Source organism: Bacillus sp. JJ1521 (assembly GCF_036965165.1).
Taxonomy (GTDB): domain Bacteria; phylum Bacillota; class Bacilli; order Bacillales; family Bacillaceae_L; genus Ferdinandcohnia.
On sequence record NZ_JBALOX010000067.1, the window covers coordinates 14,709 to 31,040 of the forward strand.

The 16,332-nt window shown below is 36.6% G+C and carries 14 protein-coding genes and 1 pseudogene (1 of these 15 cut by a window edge); 9 read left to right on the plus strand and 6 right to left on the minus strand.

Annotated elements, in window-relative coordinates:
- From V7147_RS10305 to V7147_RS10325, 5 genes are all read right to left on the minus strand, one after another.
- Nucleotides 1–932 carry the 5' portion of a peptidoglycan recognition protein family protein gene (locus V7147_RS10305; protein ID WP_438824575.1) on the minus strand. Its footprint begins 34 nt before the window's first position, so the window shows 932 of its 966 coding nt (coding positions 1–932); it begins with the start codon at nt 930–932; its stop codon lies off the left edge, out of view.
- Nucleotides 933–1,369: 437 nt separating this feature from the next.
- Nucleotides 1,370–2,458, minus strand: coding sequence for a DnaD domain-containing protein (locus V7147_RS10310; protein WP_335367767.1), 1,089 nt, complete (start codon nt 2,456–2,458; stop codon nt 1,370–1,372).
- A 111-nt stretch (nt 2,459–2,569) separates the two neighbouring features.
- Complete coding sequence (locus V7147_RS10315) at nt 2,570–3,073, minus strand: competence protein ComK (protein ID WP_335367768.1); 504 nt, start codon at nt 3,071–3,073, stop codon at nt 2,570–2,572.
- A gap of 136 nt (nt 3,074–3,209) precedes the next feature.
- Nucleotides 3,210–3,563: a helix-turn-helix domain-containing protein gene (locus V7147_RS10320; protein WP_335367769.1), complete on the minus strand. Its 354-nt coding sequence runs from the start codon at nt 3,561–3,563 to the stop codon at nt 3,210–3,212.
- Nucleotides 3,564–4,219: 656 nt separating this feature from the next.
- Complete coding sequence (locus V7147_RS10325; RefSeq protein ID WP_335367770.1) at nt 4,220–4,780, minus strand: hypothetical protein; 561 nt, start codon at nt 4,778–4,780, stop codon at nt 4,220–4,222.
- 218 nt (nt 4,781–4,998) lie between these two features.
- Here V7147_RS10325 and V7147_RS10330 point away from each other — a divergent pair, with 218 nt between their 5' ends.
- From V7147_RS10330 to V7147_RS25195, 9 genes and pseudogenes are all read left to right on the plus strand, one after another.
- Nucleotides 4,999–5,766 (plus strand): IclR family transcriptional regulator, encoded by a 768-nt coding sequence (locus V7147_RS10330; protein WP_335367771.1) that lies wholly within the window; start codon nt 4,999–5,001, stop codon nt 5,764–5,766.
- A gap of 157 nt (nt 5,767–5,923) precedes the next feature.
- Nucleotides 5,924–7,327 carry an APC family permease gene (locus tag V7147_RS10335; protein WP_335367772.1) on the plus strand — a complete coding sequence of 468 codons (1,404 nt, stop codon included), beginning with the start codon at nt 5,924–5,926 and terminating at the stop codon, nt 7,325–7,327.
- A 15-nt stretch (nt 7,328–7,342) separates the two neighbouring features.
- Nucleotides 7,343–8,152 carry a creatininase family protein gene (locus V7147_RS10340; RefSeq protein WP_335367773.1) on the plus strand — a complete coding sequence of 270 codons (810 nt, stop codon included), beginning with the start codon at nt 7,343–7,345 and terminating at the stop codon, nt 8,150–8,152.
- 740 nt (nt 8,153–8,892) lie between these two features.
- A complete protein-coding gene (locus tag V7147_RS10345; protein WP_335367774.1) occupies nt 8,893–9,861 on the plus strand; it encodes a LacI family DNA-binding transcriptional regulator in 969 nt (322 codons plus the stop codon).
- A gap of 63 nt (nt 9,862–9,924) precedes the next feature.
- Nucleotides 9,925–10,806: a ribokinase gene (gene rbsK, locus V7147_RS10350; protein ID WP_335367775.1), complete on the plus strand. Its 882-nt coding sequence runs from the start codon at nt 9,925–9,927 to the stop codon at nt 10,804–10,806.
- Between the two features lie 28 nt (nt 10,807–10,834).
- On the plus strand, nt 10,835–11,248 hold the full coding sequence (locus tag V7147_RS10355; RefSeq protein ID WP_335367776.1) for a GNAT family N-acetyltransferase: 414 nt from the start codon (nt 10,835–10,837) through the stop codon (nt 11,246–11,248).
- A gap of 97 nt (nt 11,249–11,345) precedes the next feature.
- On the plus strand, nt 11,346–12,266 hold the full coding sequence (gene rihC / locus V7147_RS10360) for a ribonucleoside hydrolase RihC (protein ID WP_335367777.1): 921 nt from the start codon (nt 11,346–11,348) through the stop codon (nt 12,264–12,266).
- Nucleotides 12,267–12,383: 117 nt separating this feature from the next.
- Nucleotides 12,384–13,802, plus strand: a complete 1,419-nt coding sequence (dcuC, locus tag V7147_RS10365) for a C4-dicarboxylate transporter DcuC (RefSeq protein WP_335367778.1) — start codon at nt 12,384–12,386, stop codon at nt 13,800–13,802.
- A 784-nt stretch (nt 13,803–14,586) separates the two neighbouring features.
- Nucleotides 14,587–14,781 (plus strand): annotated as a pseudogene (locus V7147_RS25195) (helix-hairpin-helix domain-containing protein); the annotation flags it as partial.
- 98 nt (nt 14,782–14,879) lie between these two features.
- Here the strand turns inward: V7147_RS25195 and V7147_RS10370 are convergent.
- Entirely contained in the window at nt 14,880–15,746 is an 867-nt protein-coding gene (locus tag V7147_RS10370; protein WP_335367779.1) for a YitT family protein, read from the minus strand.
- Between the last annotated feature and the right edge of the window lie 586 nt (nt 15,747–16,332).

Consider the following 16,332-nt stretch of genomic DNA (forward strand, 5'->3'; position numbering starts at 1 on the left):
ATGTAATACCCTTGATTTCTTAATTCGTTAATTAATCTTAAGTTTGATGTATCTACGACCTTGGCAAGGCGATACATATTTGGTGACTTTTTAGGTAGTAGATCTACTTTCATGCTTTCTTTTGACTCGATTGCATCACGCATTACATTTCCTACTTCTGTCGTATAAATAGCATTTTGGGTAAGTCCATAATCCTTCTGAAAAGCAAGCAAGGCAGCTTCTGTATATTGATCGAAAAGATCATCCGTTTTTGTTGTGTATTCAAGTTTATTCAGCATTTCATTAAGGATACGTACATTTGGACCACGTTCACCCCGTATTAATTTGCCATCAGCACTATCTGCCGGAGCCGCATCTACTGTTGCTTTTTCATCATTATGCCATCGATTATAATAATCAGTTACATGAGTAATAAAGTTTGTCCACGACACTCCGTTTTGTTTTAGCCAAGCAACGGGGTCAGTTCTTCTTTCAGGATCAAGGGTTTGATGCGCAACAATATGCTTCTTTGGATCTAAAGCAAACTTTCTACATAGATATGCATGGTACCAAACGTATTTGTCGTAGGACTTGCTGAAATCCCCGGGACGACATAATTCTACTCCAATTGCCGCGTCATTCGCATCAGCACCAAACATCCTGTTATCAGTGGGTTTGTTATAATTCACATGCCAAGCCTTCTCCCACAGGGGAATAATTTCAAGAATTTTATTCTCATCAACAAAAGTATGAGCAGATGCATTTGGCTGACTGTTATTAAAGTAATTAAAATGATTATCGGCATCTGCACTCGGATTAGCAGTATCATGAGATACGACGAATAACACCTTATTTATACGTTGACCAGACCGCGCATTCCCCAATTTAATGTATCGCCTTTCAATTTGATATTTATTTGAAAGTGTTGCCAATGAAATCACTCCTTTATCCACATAATATGAATTAATTGCCCTATTCGTTCAGGCGCTTAAAACAGTTGAAGATATGACCTAATATAGGGATGCTTGTCAGGCTATAAGGGGTAGGTCGTCGAGGATCTATATCAACGAATGGAAAGTATAGAAAAAATTGGAAAAAATTCAAAGTTACTGATGACTATTATGAGGTACATTTAGAAGTGGATAAGATAGAGCAGAAGTTATTCCAATTAAACAATAACATTTTTTACTGAAAAACAAAGTAGCTTACAATTAGAGTAGTTTAAAGATAACCCCAGTATGGAAAACTATGATGTATTAGAGTTAGAGACAGAATTATTACGAAAGGAATAATCGTTTGTGAACGCAACTGTTATACCATTAATTTAGTAGCCTAAAATAATGAAAATAGGTTAAGGGTTTGGAATGCAGTCCAGGTTCATTGTCCCAAATCATTTTTGCCCTTTCATCCTCTTTTTACGTTCCTCAAACAGCCTCTTTTTCTCCTCAAAACTGGGATTGTGTACAGGTCCTTGTTGTGGGTCAGGGGTTTCCTTAAGCTTATTCAATTGTTCCTCAATGCTCTTTTTATCTTCTTCAAAGGTAGTGCCATTTTTAGCTTTATAGTCCTGATTACGCTTATGAAACCAGTCTGGAAGTAGCTCCTTTCTGGTTGGCTTTTTTCTAGATTGGTGGTTCATTTGATTTTTAAAGGCTAGACGGGCAGCTTGTACATCATCCACAGTTTGATAGCCTTTATCGACCCAATCTCTTAGGATCGCTTCAACATAGTTCCATCGCTTTGATGAATTTACGATAGCTAGTTTCATAACCTCAATCACTAGCTGATCTGACAAATCAGTGCACCAAGCCTGTATTTTATCAGCTAGGAAACTGCCAATTGTTCCAAAGCCATTTTGCTCAAAGAAACGGAACGGGTCTTCTTTTACTTCTTCCTGTTGTAAATCTTTTGAAGAAGAAGAAGTCTCTGATGAAATCTTTGAAGTAATCTCTGTAGTAGTCTCTGGTATTGGTGTGTTCAGATTGAACTCCTCTGCGTGCCAAGTTGACTCGCTCGACTGATTAACTTGAATAGATGGACAGTTCACTTCGGGCATATGGTCTGTTTGTTCTGAACACTCCACTTGTTCAGAATGGTAAGATGGGGAAAGTTTATCTTCAACGATTGTATGGTCATCAGTCATTCCTTCTTTTTTTAGTTCATCTAGATTTTCATAATTGATTGTGTACCACTTCGTTTTGTCTATTTTCAACTTGTTGAAGTTATTGGAGGACAGGTAGCCATTGCGTTCCAATTTTAGAACGGTCCTTTGAATGGTGCTTTTTGAGAGGAAAGGAATTTGTTCCATCAATTGATCGTAAGTGAAATACACCCACTTTTGGTTGAGTTTGATATGACTGCTGCGCTTTAGCCAATAGTGAACCTGCTGTAGAATAATACATTCATTTAAGCCAACCATTTTTGCAAGAGTAGGCGCAATAATTAACGGGCTTTCATCGAGTAGAATATTTCCATACATGTTTATTTTCATCCTTTTTGATTATATTTTGAGGGCCATAGGGAAATATCCGTCGTCCCATGAGTTATTGAAGTTGGGGAGGAAGCGGCATAGTGACACTTACCCATATGGTTAGATTCCTAGTAGTGGATACGTTATCAATTTTTCTTGTGTGGCATATTGTAAGACGCACATAGCGGTACGTGTATATTGCTTTTCTAGCAGATAGTGAGATTCAGTCATGGGGAGCTCTTGTTGATTTTTGAATTGGATAATGGATTGGGTTGCATTGTTTATTTGTTGGATTGGTATGATTGTTTTTATGTGGTGGTAGAAGATCCAGCTGCACTCAAACGCGGTTGGTGAATGAGTGGGAAACGCGAAGATATTTCTTCGAGGGTTGATTGGAATGGGTACCTTCTGTATCGCGCCGGTCAGATAGGTGACGGCTTTTCGCCTTCCTTCATACGTGGCGCCACCTTCTAGGCAGGCCGTTTTGATGATTTGAAGTGGTGTTTGCCTTACGTAGAGGGTTTGATACTCCTCAATGACAATCGCAAAGTAGTCGATGTCCCTAGCGGGGAGGATTGACATTGTTAGGGGGGTTACTTCATAAATTGGTAGAATCATTTTCATGTGGTTCGCTCCTTTTTTTTGTGGTGGTGTTGCGGGGGATTTTTATTATTAGATTCAATAATTGGTCGGGATCAGGTGATATTGAGGTGGGACAATGTGGAATTAGTTCTTGATGTGTAATCCATATAGTCCTATATCACTTTGTTTCGAATTCCCTTTTGTTAATGATATTTGCTAAACTTTTATTAAAGTTTTTGATCTCTTCGTGATATTTTTGCGGAATGTCTTCATAAATTTCAGCAAGAGTTAGTTTTAAATCTATATTTTTGTCACTCTTAATTATTTCACCATTTACCAAAAGCTCATTACTTGAAATGTCAAGTTCAGAAGAAATCTTTTCAATCAATGGAATTGAAGGTGTTGCTTTACCGGTCTCAATATTACTTAAGTGGGTAGGGGATATCCCAATATCTAACGCTAAATCTTCCTGGTAGACTTTTTTCTTTGTTCGAATCCGCTTGATATTATGACCAATTACTTTTTCTAGCACAAAATCACCTCTAACCTTAGTAAAGCCTAGATCAAAGGAAACGTGAAGAAACCCCAAGTTCAATAATTGTCCAATTTAAACTAACAGTTCAACTGTTGCAAAATTAGTTATAAAAAGAGAAAAGAATCGCACTGGTTAGATTAGAAGTGATCATATTTAAGTTCCAATTTATAGCCCCAAAAGCGATTCGTAAAATGAGTTGTATATAGCAACTGAGGTTTTTAGATATGAATTTATATATAAGAGAATAGCAATAGCCCGATTAGTAAAAATCCGTACTAATCGGGCAATTTTTTTAAGTCGATTTCAAACAATTGTTTGTTTAATGGTCTGAGCCAGTAGTACCCAGTTAATTTGCGATAAGCATCAGTCCTCTCCCTTATGGAAGTACATTGGGTAAAATAGGTGTCCAAACAGTCAAGTGTATACTAGTTTATTTTTAGTCAGTCATGCCCTTATTTTTTATTTTTACTGTAACGGAATTTGATTATCATCCTCTTCATTAGAAAATCCCGTTGAGTATTTATAACTTACTTCATTCCAATATACAATCTCAACAAAGATTTTTGTGCCAATAATTTCAACTATTTGTTTTCTAAAATCATCCACATTGGTAGTGAGGAAATTCCCCTTATTTATATATCTTTTTACTGTTTTTAACTTTTCGGTTGTAAGTCTGGCTTTGGTCCAACCACCATATCGTAAAGAATTAACTTTTGGTCACCTATAAAAGCATCATCTTCATATATGGTGTTTAATAAAGTTCCACACCCATGTTTGATCCCTTCCTCTTTGTAAAAGTCCGGTATTCCCTTTTTGATGATGTAGTCCTCAATTTTTTTTGTCTTTATTCCTGTGTAGTCCGAAAGAAATTTTGTAGAGTATAGGAAATCATGTATTAGTTGATTTATTATTTTATAACGTAATTGCCAAGGAACATCACGATCTTGAAAGGCATTTGATAGTACTCTTAGTAACCGATCAGATTCATTGGGTGTTTCTGAATTAATTACATTGCATATGACTAATCTGTTCTTGTTAATTGTATTAAGAGCTGCAAAATTTTTAAAAAAGTTAATTAAAGAGCACTTTTTGTTAAAATACTCCACAATTAATACAGTCTGGTTTGTTAGGTTGGTTAGAATATTATAACGATTCTTAGCGCTTTCGGGCCCAAGAGTATAAGGGTAATCACAGATGATATCGTTAACAGACAAGAAGGCTAATCTAGTTTCATAGATTGTCTTATTACTGAAAAATAAAGGTGAAATAGGAACATTTAACTAGTTCTGGTAATGAAACAATGGGGCGGTTCCCCAGTGGCAGATATAACACACAACTGTTACACTTAGTGTGGGGGCAGAGGGCAGGTCCGTCGTCCTAGGAAAAAAACGGTGGGGCAAGAAACCAGTCCCCGTGTCCAGGAGATATGCAAATGAGAGAGAAAACAAGTAAGAATGGTAGTGTTGAAAAAGCGTTACAGGTTATTGAATGCTTTGATTTAAGAAGCCCATCTTTGTCATTGGACGAACTTTCGAAAAAGACGGGGTTCTCCAAGCCAACGGTCTTTCGCATGATTTCTTCGCTTGAGAAGTTTGGTTATTTGAAACGAATTAATGAGGATGGACTTATGAAGTATCGGCTGGGAATGGCATTTCTAGAAAAAAGTCATATTGTAAATAGTCATTTTGATATTCGAGAATTGGCCAAACAGGAAATGCTCGCACTTCGAAATGAAACTGGTTTATCGGTTCAATTAGCCATTCGAGATGGAAATGAGGCAATCTATATTGAACATTTTGAAGCCTTATCTGCTTTTCGGGTTTTTCCTCAGGTAGGAAGAAGAGTTCCTTTGTATGCGGCAGCTTGTCCACGAGTTTTACTCGCATTTGTTCAAAGCGAAGAACAAAAGTCAATATTAGATAGTTATACATATACCATGTTCACCCCACACACCAAAATTGATCACGAACTCATTTTTTCTGAATTAAAAGATATAAAAGAAAAAGGGTATGCGGTTAGTAGGGGAGAATTGCATGAGGGAACAGCTGCGATTGCTGTACCTATTTTTGATATCAATCACAATGTAATCGCTGCGTTAAGTGTGATTGGCCTTGACCACGAGTTCGATGAACAGTTATCGTCATATGTTGCTAGATTAAAAGTAAGTGCAGAGATAATACACGAAAAGTTACGCTATTAAATCTGTTTGTTACAGGCTATCCAATTGGATGGCCTTTTTTAGAATTAATTAAAAAACTCGAAAAAATAAGTGAAATATTTTGATTATTAGTGTAAAATGAAAACAATATTTTTAATTGTGAAATAATTATTTCATATAGTGAAATGGAGGTAGAGGTATGAATCTAGAAACATCAACCAATCAAGCTGTTTCAGGAACTGGAAAGCTTAATAGGGGATTAGGTTTTGTCGATTTATGGAGTGTTGGAGTTGGAGCGTTAATTGGGGGAGGGATCTTCACGGTAATTGGTCCAGCAGTAGCACAAGCTGGTCCAGCCTTATTTGTGGCCTTTTTGATTGCTGGTATCATTGCAATTCTTTCAAGTATGAGTTACTCAGAATTAGCTTCGAATTGGCCATATGAAGGAGCATCATATGCGTATTCTAAATTTGCGTTTTCTCCCATTCATAAGGATTTAGGAAGATTGATGGCGTTATGGTGTTCAGGTCTTTACTTTTTATCCTTTGCTTTTGCGGCAGGGGCAGTAAACCTAGGCTTTGCCGGTTATTTTAATTTTATTTTTCCATCACTTTCACCGACGATTGTGGCACCTTTGGTATCAATTGCGATCACAGGGTTGTTGTTAGTTGGAATTAAAACGACAGGAAAGGTAAATACCTTCTTCTCGATTATTCAAGTTGTGTCCTTATTTGCAATTGCTATTATTACGATTTTCCACAATCCAACAGGTCCCTTTATGCATAGTGACTTTTTACCAAATGGATGGACTGGGGTATTTGCAGCAACTGCGTTAATCGCTTTTGGACAAATGCAGGTAGAGGCAGTATTAACCCTAGGAGAGGAAGCAAAAAATCCAAGACGGAATCTTCCATTAGCGCAAATTTCAGCTCTTGTAACAGTCGTTATCCTCTATTGTTTGACTGGATTTGGTGTTGTTTCTGCAGCAGAACCAAGTGTGCTTTCGGCTTCCACAGCACCATTATCACTTGCAATTGAAACCGTATTACCTGGGTTTGGTGCCATATTGATTGCAATAGCAGCTCTTACTGCAACAGGAACCTCAACAGTAGGCTGTTTATTAGGGTCTTCAAGAATGTTATTCGCTGCAGCAAGGGAGAACGCTGTCCCAGCCTTTTTAGGAAAGGTCAGCCCGAAGACGCATGTTCCTGTGGCGGCGACTGTGTTTACAGGAATTATTGCGCTTGGAACTACCCTTATGAGTACAATGGGATATGGGCAGGCCATTTCAATTGCAGTTGGTGCAGCCGTATTTGCAAACTGGCTGATGATGGGTCTTATGAACATTGCATTAGTTATAGTAAGGATCAAGCAACCGCACTTAAAACCGGTATTTCGTTTTCCTGTGAATATTAAAAACATTCCAGTGCTTGCAATAGTCGCAGCGGTAGCATCATTCTGGATTTTAACGTATATACAGCCAATTCCATTGTTAATTGGGATTAGCTGGCTTGTATTGATCACTGCATTTTATTACCTTTATTCAAGAAGTCGTTGGAACTATTTAGATGAAAACGATATGGAAACACTCACAAAAGACTAACGGGAGATGAGATAGTTGAAAAGCGTATGGCTTCAAGAAAATAAGTGGGAAGATGTAGAAAGTTATTTACAAACTAAAAAAACTATTATTGTACCAGTTGGAAGTGTGGAACAACATGGCAAGCATTTGCCACTTGGAACAGATTCCTTTGTGGCGCTACGTGTTGCTGAGGAAGTAGGGAGAAAAACACATACATTGGTGGCTCCTCCGAACTGGGTCGGATGGGCACCCCATCATATGGCGTTTCCAGGAACGATTACATTGCGGCCTGAAACATTAACAAACCTTGTCTATGATATTTGTAAAAGCTTAGTCTACCATGGTTTTGAAAAAATCATAATCCTAAATGGCCACCGAGAGGCAAATTTACCACCGCTAAAAATAGCAATTACAAAACTTCGTAATGAAACAGGTGCTTTTTTAGCAATAGCTGATCCATTTTACATTGCGGATCAAATTGGAAGAGAGATTAAGGTATCCGAACCAGGTGGAGTAGGCCATGCAGCTGAAATGGAAACATCTCATATGTACTACTTATATCCAGACCTTTGTGATCCTTCACAGGCTGTGAAGAATGTACACAACAAGCATCCATTCCTACAACATGACCCATTTGTGGAAGGGGACACTGTATTTGTACCAAGTGATGTAGCTATGTACCGAGAAGGAGCGAAAAACATTGGGGTAATCGGTGACCCAACCGTTTCAACAAAGGAAAACGGGGAAATCTACCACAACGCACTCGTTAAAAACCTAATCGAACTCATCCGCTACTGCGAAGAAGAAGTAAAAATAGAAATCAGAAATAGAGAAATCCCACTCTAAGGGGGAACAGGGGGACGGTTCTCCCGTTCCCCTGTTTTTTCCCATTCCTAGATCGTAGTGACGCCACGAACGTCCCGATACAATATTTAACCATAACAGTCTTCAGATAGAACAGATGGCTTTTTGTGTTCAGATGGATGCGAAATGAGCTTTTTTACGATCTGTACTGATCGAAAATTTTAATTCGAACAAATGTTTGTTTGGCGAATCACCACTACAGCCCCAACCGTTTCAAATTTCAAACAAGCGCTTGTTTGAATGACTTTTTGGCTGATTTGAGATTATAGTTAATTAGTATTCCTGATACTAGCCAGTCATATCAGAAATGAATAATTCATGAGAGGAATGATTTTCATGTGGTTCGCTCCTTTTTTGTGGTGGTGGCACGGTGGATTCTAATTAATAGATTATATTATTGGTCGGTTGAGAGGTGAATCAATATTGGAGGAAGAACAGATAGAAGTTTGCATTTATTATTTCTTTTTAGGATCGGAATTAATAAACTTTACAATTTTTTGATTCATTATTAATATGTCTTCGTGGTATTCCTTAGGGATTTCTTTATACATCCCGCCCCCCGCCAAAATAAAGTATTATGCTGTTGACAAATTAATTATTTTGATTTACGATAAATGTGTAACCGGTTACGGAATATCGCTTTATTTTTTTTGTTGGTGTGTAACCGGTTACGCATCAGTTTGCTTTAAAAATAGAAACAATTAGGGATGGTTGGTGCGATAATGGCAACAATTCGGGATGTGGCAAAGCTGGCTGGTGTATCAGTAGCAACAGTGTCACGTGTATTAAATAATCAGGGATATGTCCATGAAGATACTAGGAAAAATGTGGAACAGGCGATTCAATCATTAAATTATCAACCGAATGCTGTTGCAAGAAGTTTATTTAAAAAAACATCGAAAACAATTGGGTTTATTATCCCAGATATTACAAACCCATTTTTTCCACAACTAGTCAAGACTGTCGAAGAAACATTAAGCAAGGCAGGATATAGCATACTCTTATTTAATAGCGATGAACAATTAGAAAATGAACTTAAATTAATCGAAATAATGATCTCAAAATATGTAGATGGAATTATCATTGTTTCGAATACCCTCAAGAAGGAACATTTGAAAAATGTAAAGGTTCCCATCGTTGCTTTGGACCGTGTAATAAGTAGAGATATTCCGTCTATTTCATTAAACAATTACGAAGGTGCAAGAGAAGCAGTACGCTATTTATTGTCGAAAGGCTGCAGCCATATTGCTCATTTGCAAGGGCCAAAGGATATCCATGTGGCAGATGAAAGGTTGCGTGGATACATAGATGAATTACAGGAACATAAAAAGTCTACCTATATTTATGTTGGAAACTATGATTTAAAAACATCCATGAAATCCACAATGAAACTTCTTTCTGAACATCCAGAAGTTGATGGGATTTTTGCTGGTAATGATATTATGGCGGTCGGTGCAATTAAAGCTATCACTGAACTTGGTTTGCAAATACCAAATGATATAAAAGTAATTGGATTTGATGGCATTGAATGGGGAATAGCAATTACCCCGGAGCTTACAACAATGGAACAACCGATCTATAAGCTGGGAGAAAAAAGTGTGGAACTTCTTCTAGAATTAATGACGGGAACTTACACAGGGCAAAAACATTATGTTTTTGACGCAAACTTAATTGAACGCCGTTCTACTTAACTATTAAAATCTACAAAATAGTATCCCATTGTGCAACTAAGAATGAAGGAGAGATTCATACAGATGATTACGGTAATAGGGAGTTTAAATGTCGATTTAATGACAACAGTAAATCGTTATCCTCGATTAGGAGAAACATTGCTTGGGAAGACTTTTCAAAGAAATTTTGGGGGAAAAGGTGCAAATCAAGCAGTAGCTGCAGCAAGACTAGGCGGGGCGGTGAGGATGATAGGTTGTGTCGGACAAGATTTATTCGGTGAAGAATACATTTCCCACTTGAATAAGGAGGGAATTCTTATAGACAATGTGGAACCGGTTACACATGCAAGCACTGGTACAGCATCCATATTTATTACGGAAGGTGATAATTTAATTGTTGTTGTTCCGGGTGCAAATTTCGAGCTCACGCCTGAGAAAATTGAGAAATATAAAGAGATAATCTCTCAAAGTAATATCTTACTTATTCAATTGGAGATTCCAATGGAAACTATTGAGAAGGTATTAGAAATAGCTCAAGAATTTGGGATTAGAGTTATCTTAAATCCTGCACCTTTTCGATCGATTCCATCACATTGGTGGGACACTATCACTTATCTGACGCCAAATGAACATGAAGCAGAGTGTTTAATGCAAGAGGATTCATTTAAAGAAGAATATAGGGAAAAATTAATAATAACAAGAGGAAATAAAGGACTTTCTTTTTTTAATCATGGCACAGAGATTGAAATTTCTGCACCAAAAGTAGAAGTCGTAGATACTACTGGAGCTGGTGATACATTTAATGGGGCTTTAACACATTTTCTTAACGAAGGCTATTCTCTTAAAGAAGCTTGTCAATATGCAGTTCATGCAGCAAGCCTATCCGTTACCAAGGCTGGAGCCCAAGGTGGAATGCCTTCACTACAGGAATTGCAAGACTTTATAACATCTACTTCATCCAAGTAAGATACATCCAACTAACAGGTGATAAAAAATGTTAACAAAAATTAAAAACGGGTTAACTCCAAATATTTACTTTGAACTTAGACAAAAAGCTTCATTCCAAGAGTATTCTTTCCATGATGTTGAGATTGCCTTGAAAAACACATTATTTTCTATTGTAATTTACGAGGATGATCGCCCAATTGGTATTGGAAGAGTGGTTGGGGATGATAGAATTGTATTTTTTATCAAAGATGTTGTTGTTGACCCAGAGTTTCGACAAAGGTCAATTGGTAAGCTCGTTATGGAATCTCTTCTAGAATATATTGAAGAAAAGGCTTGTTCGAATGCTTATGTCGGCTTGATGGCAACTCCAAATACAGAAAAGTTTTATGAAAAATTTGGTTTTATACAACGTCCAACAGACACATTAGGACATGGAATGGTCAAATTTGTAAATTTGTAAAACAGTAGTTTTAGATAGAACTTAAGGGGGTGATGACAAAAATTCAAAAAAAACTTTCCTTTATAAAAACAAAATCACACTCAAAAGGAGAATGAACATGAATAAACGACCAATTATTATTGATACAGATCCTGGAATTGATGACGCAGTTGCATTGGCTATCGCACTTTTCAGTGAAGAACTGGATGTTAAATTACTTACGACAGTTGCAGGAAATGTGGGAGTAGATAAGGTAACTTACAATACACTTAGACTATTAAAATATTTCAATAAAGAAGTGCCAGTTGCAATCGGTGCAAATGAACCACTTATTAGACCAGCGGTAGATGCGAGTAATGTTCATGGTGCAAGTGGTATGGAAGGCTTTGACTTTGAAGAGCCAACCTATGATTTAGTATTAGAGGAAAACGCTGTTAACGCAATGTACCGAGTTATTATGGAAAATGATACTCCTATTACTCTAGTACCCATTGGACCATTAACCAATATTGCTCTTCTATTTAAAGTTTACCCAGAAGTAAAGGAGAAAATTTCCGAAATCGTCCTAATGGGGGGCTCTGCTTCTAGAGGGAATATGGGAGTTATGTCGGAATTCAATATGCATGTAGATCCTGAGGCAGCAAAAATTGTATTTAACAGTGGTGTCCCAATCGTGATGGCTGGATTAGACGTTGGATTGAAAGCGCTTGTCTTCCCTGAAGATAGTGCACAAATAAAAGAGATGAACAATGTAGGTAAAATGATTTATTCTTTATTCCAAAAATATCGTGGTGGCAGTATGAAAACTGGCTTGAAAATGTATGACAGTACGGCCATTGCCTATCTTCTGAAACCAGAAATGTTTGAAGCGATAGACACATATGTAGATATTGAATTGAATGGGGAAATGACAGCAGGTTGTACGGTAGTCGACTTGAAAGGTTATTATAAAAAACCAAGTAATGCAAAAGTATGTATGGATATCGACCAAGATATGTTTAGAAATTGGTTACTCGATAGTTTGAGAAGATGTAACTAATAATCAGTTTCCCTTTTCAAACATGTAAAGGAAACCTATATAAATTTCACACATAAATGAAAAATCAATCGCACTATTATCTTCCAGTAAGGAAGGAATTATTAAGGGGGAACAATTATGACGGATATCATGATGTATGGTTCCGCAATACTCGCAGTATTACTCGTAATCTACATGCTTATAAAACAAATGGATATAAAAATCACTTTATTCTTGATTGGAATTATCCTGATGTTTATTGCCATCGGAATGGGCAAAGGTATTAATGTGGCAGATTTCACCTCAACAGGTTCTGTTTTTCTGGATCCGTTGTTAACCATTGCAGACCAATTTAAGTCCACACTTACTTCAGCAGGGTTTATCATTCTTTTACTCGGTGGTTATACAGCTTATATGTCATACATTAAAGCAAATGACGTAACCGTTAACGTATTGACTAAACCAATTGCAAGTATTAAATCAGTTTATATTTTAGTTCCAATCGTTTTTCTACTAGGTAATCTATTATCTTTGGTAATTCCTAGTGCATCAAATCTGGCAATTATCTTACTTGCAACACTCTTTCCAGTCTTAAAAAAGGCGGGAATGTCAACTTTATCTGCGGCTGCTGTCATAGCAACCTCAGCAACTGTAATTCCTACACCTTTAGGTGGTGATAACGTTGCAATTGCAGTTGAGCTTGCCAAATATCCTGAATTTGCCAACTTAACCGTAACTGATTACGTTATCCGTTATCATGCCATAATATCTATTCCTACTTTGATAGTAATGGCGATTGCTCATTACTTTTGGCAAAAACATATGGATAAAAAACAAGGCGCAAATAGAAGTGAGGAAGAGGTTGTTGTAAAAGAATTAACGGAAATCGAAGGCGGAAAATTATTTAAGACTGTTTATGCTATTCTCCCTATATTTCCGATATTGCTACTTATTTTTGTGTTTATTCTTCAATCCGTTTCGGATGTTACAATAGACATTAGTGTTGAAGTAGCCACTTTATTCTCATTTGTACTTGCCATTATTTGTGAAGTAATTCGTCATAAAGGCGTTAAGGTAGTACTTGATGGCACAGAAAGCTTCTTTAAAGGTATGGGTGGTGCAATGCCAATTGTTGCCTTGCTCGTTGCGGCTTCTGTCTTTGTAACAGGACTTAAATCAATCGGACTAATTGAAGCATTGCAATCAGCTATGGTAAGTATACATGGTTCTGGCCTTGGATTTGTACTTCCATTAATACTAGTTGGTTTGACAGCTATAATCGTTATACTAAGCGGAAGTGGTACAGCCTTGTTCTACGCTATGGTTCCACTTATCGTACCTTTAGCAGTTGCTGCAGGTATTAGTCCAATTGCAGTTTCTGTCCCAATGGGACTTGCAGGAAATCTCTTAAGAGCTGTTTCACCAGTTGCAGCCGTTGTTATGATTGTGGCAGGAACTGTCAAATACAGCCCGATTGAGATTGTAAAGCGGACTTCCGTTCCAATGATTATTGGTGTGATTTTCATGTTTGTACTTTCTATGATTGTGCTTCTTTAATAAGAATATCAAAGGCTTGCTCATAGTCAGAATTACTCATGGGTAAGCCTTAGTATCGACTTGGTGAAAGTACACTACTGGCTGGCAGTTTTCCAGACAATACTACTGTGGTTGGAGAAAGAACAACCTATATTGAACAATAGATATTGATGTGACAAAAAAGTATTAACCTAATCCCTTCGGACACAAAGAGTAGCCGAAGGTTTTTTTGTTTTATTTTTCTTTTCACAAAATATACATTTTCCACTGTAACAATCGAATTTATGGTACCTACGAAAAAAACATAAAATAGAATAAATTAAAAGGAAGAAATAATATTTTTACAGTTTATTTGTTCTAGTTCAAAAGTTGATGGTGATGGTCCCGTTGCTATAGTAGGCTACTAAATTAATAGTATAACAGTTTAACTTTTCAACTCGTTTTTTCACGAAAATAATTCAAACAAACGATTGTTTGAAACAAAGTATTCGCGGTATCATCGGGCTATCCTGTTAAACAAACATTTGTTTAAAATCGCATTTTTGAAAATGACCAAATTAGTACAGATTACTGCATAGTCGTGTATTGGTATTGTAATATGATTTAAAATTATTCTAATTTTATCCCCCTACATCCATTCCTTTTTAGAATCCATAGTAAATAATAATAGGAGCCCTCCCGTATTACAGCAATGTTTTCAAATATTCGAAGAACTGGAAATAGGTTTTTTAATCGCAATATAATATGAGGAAGAGTATAAATTGACTCGAAATAGTACTTTTCATGGAATGCAAATTTATTATCTCTCCCAGGGATTAACTTGAATGTAGCCGAGAAGTTTATCGAGGAAAGAACCAAGAGAAACGGGTTTACTCATTTTCATGAAGTAAGAAAAGTAATGAACCTACAGCCTCACCAATTCGAAAAAATTCGTAAAACCACTACTTTACAATCATTGCGTTCAAATGTTGTGGGGAGGGGATGGGTGATTGATTATTAATGGGGAAACACAGGGGATGGTTCCATTGTTCCCCTATTTTTTTACGTTTTTTCAGTGAACAAATTTGAAAAAGCGATTTTACAGCTCTATACTATACCTTAAGAAACTAGCATTTTGCTAGGGGAAGACTGCAAATCTGGAGTGAATCCCTCACCGAAAACCTTGGTTGCATCATATAAGATGATAAAAGCATGAGGATCGATTTCCTGAACCATTAATCTTAGATCATTTACCATAGATACATCGAGGACAGTCATCATAATCACTCTCTCGCTATTGGTGTATCCCCCTGCACCTATTATTTTGGTTAAACCTCGATCTAAACAATGCAAGACAGACTCTGTTATTCTTTGTTCATATTCTTTCGATGATATGATATATGCAACCTTAGATTCTTTATTTTTCCCTTGAATAAAATCTATCGTCTTTCGTGTCACAAATGCCCCAACCAAAGCGTATAAGGCTTTTTCAGGTGAAAAAATGAGTCCTCCTCCAAGCATAACTGTGGCATCCATAAACATAATCGTAGTACTGTGTTTAACAGACTTTCTCTTGTGGAGAATCTGAGCAATTAAAGTAAAACCACCAGTATTTCCCCCAACTTTAAGAACAATCCCTAAGCCAACTCCAACACCTAATCCTCCAAAGATAGAAGCTAATAGGGGATCGCCTGTCAGTGGCTGTATCCCATTTGTAAGATAGATAAAAAACGGGATTAATAGAGAACCAATACCCGAATTTAAAATCGAATGTACCCCTAAAAAATAACAACAAACTACTAATAGAATAATAGTAGATAATATTAAAAAAATTTCTGTAGGAACACTAAATATATTACTTAGAACAAGAGATGCTCCCGTTAATCCACCAGAAGCAATCTGGTTAGGTCCCTGTAATAAAGTAAAAGATAAAGCAATAATAAAAGTACCAACTAACATAGATGCATAAAACTTAACGTGATTCACTCAATCTACTCCTTTCATTTAAGCGATTATAAACTGTTAAGAACTTTCTAGCAATGACACGAGTTAACGCTTATATACCTTTATGCTTCTATGCTTTTTTTCTTTAAATTGATAAAGTGTGTTCTGATAGGAGAAAAGGGACGGTTCTATCAATCCCTTATTTTTTCTCTTCATTCTCTGTAATAATGCATTCTGATTTAGTAGCTAGAACTTTATTACAAAAAACAAACTATTATAATGGAATATCTACTACGGGATTAAAGATAAGCTGTACTAATCGGGCTATTTTTTAGAACGTCGATTTCAAACAAAAAATTGTTTAGTGGTTTAGACCAGTGATGTCGTAAAACTTCTAATTCAATCAATCGTTTGTTTTAATTTATTATGTAAGGAGAAAGGGGATGTGAGCTAAACTGTTATACAATTAATTTAGTAGACTACTATAGGGAAGGAGGGACAGATCCCTTGTCCCAATTTTAATATTTGTCATAATAATTCTTGAAAGCTCTGAAGGGCTTTTTGTATGTAAAGGAAGGAAAATAAAACGGACCACCTAATTGTATATCCTTTTTGAGAAAATGTTGAA

What these genes read in the sequence shown, in the direction of transcription:
- V7147_RS10310 (WP_335367767.1), bottom strand. Translation starts at nt 2,458, where the DNA reads ATGTATGGAAATATTCTACTCGATGAAAGCCCGTTAATTATTGCGCCT.
- V7147_RS10315 (WP_335367768.1), bottom strand. Translation starts at nt 3,073, where the DNA reads ATGAAAATGATTCTACCAATTTATGAAGTAACCCCCCTAACAATGTCA.
- V7147_RS10330 (WP_335367771.1), top strand. Translation starts at nt 4,999, where the DNA reads ATGAGAGAGAAAACAAGTAAGAATGGTAGTGTTGAAAAAGCGTTACAG.
- V7147_RS10335 (WP_335367772.1), top strand. Translation starts at nt 5,924, where the DNA reads ATGAATCTAGAAACATCAACCAATCAAGCTGTTTCAGGAACTGGAAAG.
- V7147_RS10345 (WP_335367774.1), top strand. Translation starts at nt 8,893, where the DNA reads ATGGCAACAATTCGGGATGTGGCAAAGCTGGCTGGTGTATCAGTAGCA.
- rbsK (WP_335367775.1), top strand. Translation starts at nt 9,925, where the DNA reads ATGATTACGGTAATAGGGAGTTTAAATGTCGATTTAATGACAACAGTA.
- V7147_RS10355 (WP_335367776.1), top strand. Translation starts at nt 10,835, where the DNA reads ATGTTAACAAAAATTAAAAACGGGTTAACTCCAAATATTTACTTTGAA.
- rihC (WP_335367777.1), top strand. Translation starts at nt 11,346, where the DNA reads ATGAATAAACGACCAATTATTATTGATACAGATCCTGGAATTGATGAC.
- dcuC (WP_335367778.1), top strand. Translation starts at nt 12,384, where the DNA reads ATGACGGATATCATGATGTATGGTTCCGCAATACTCGCAGTATTACTC.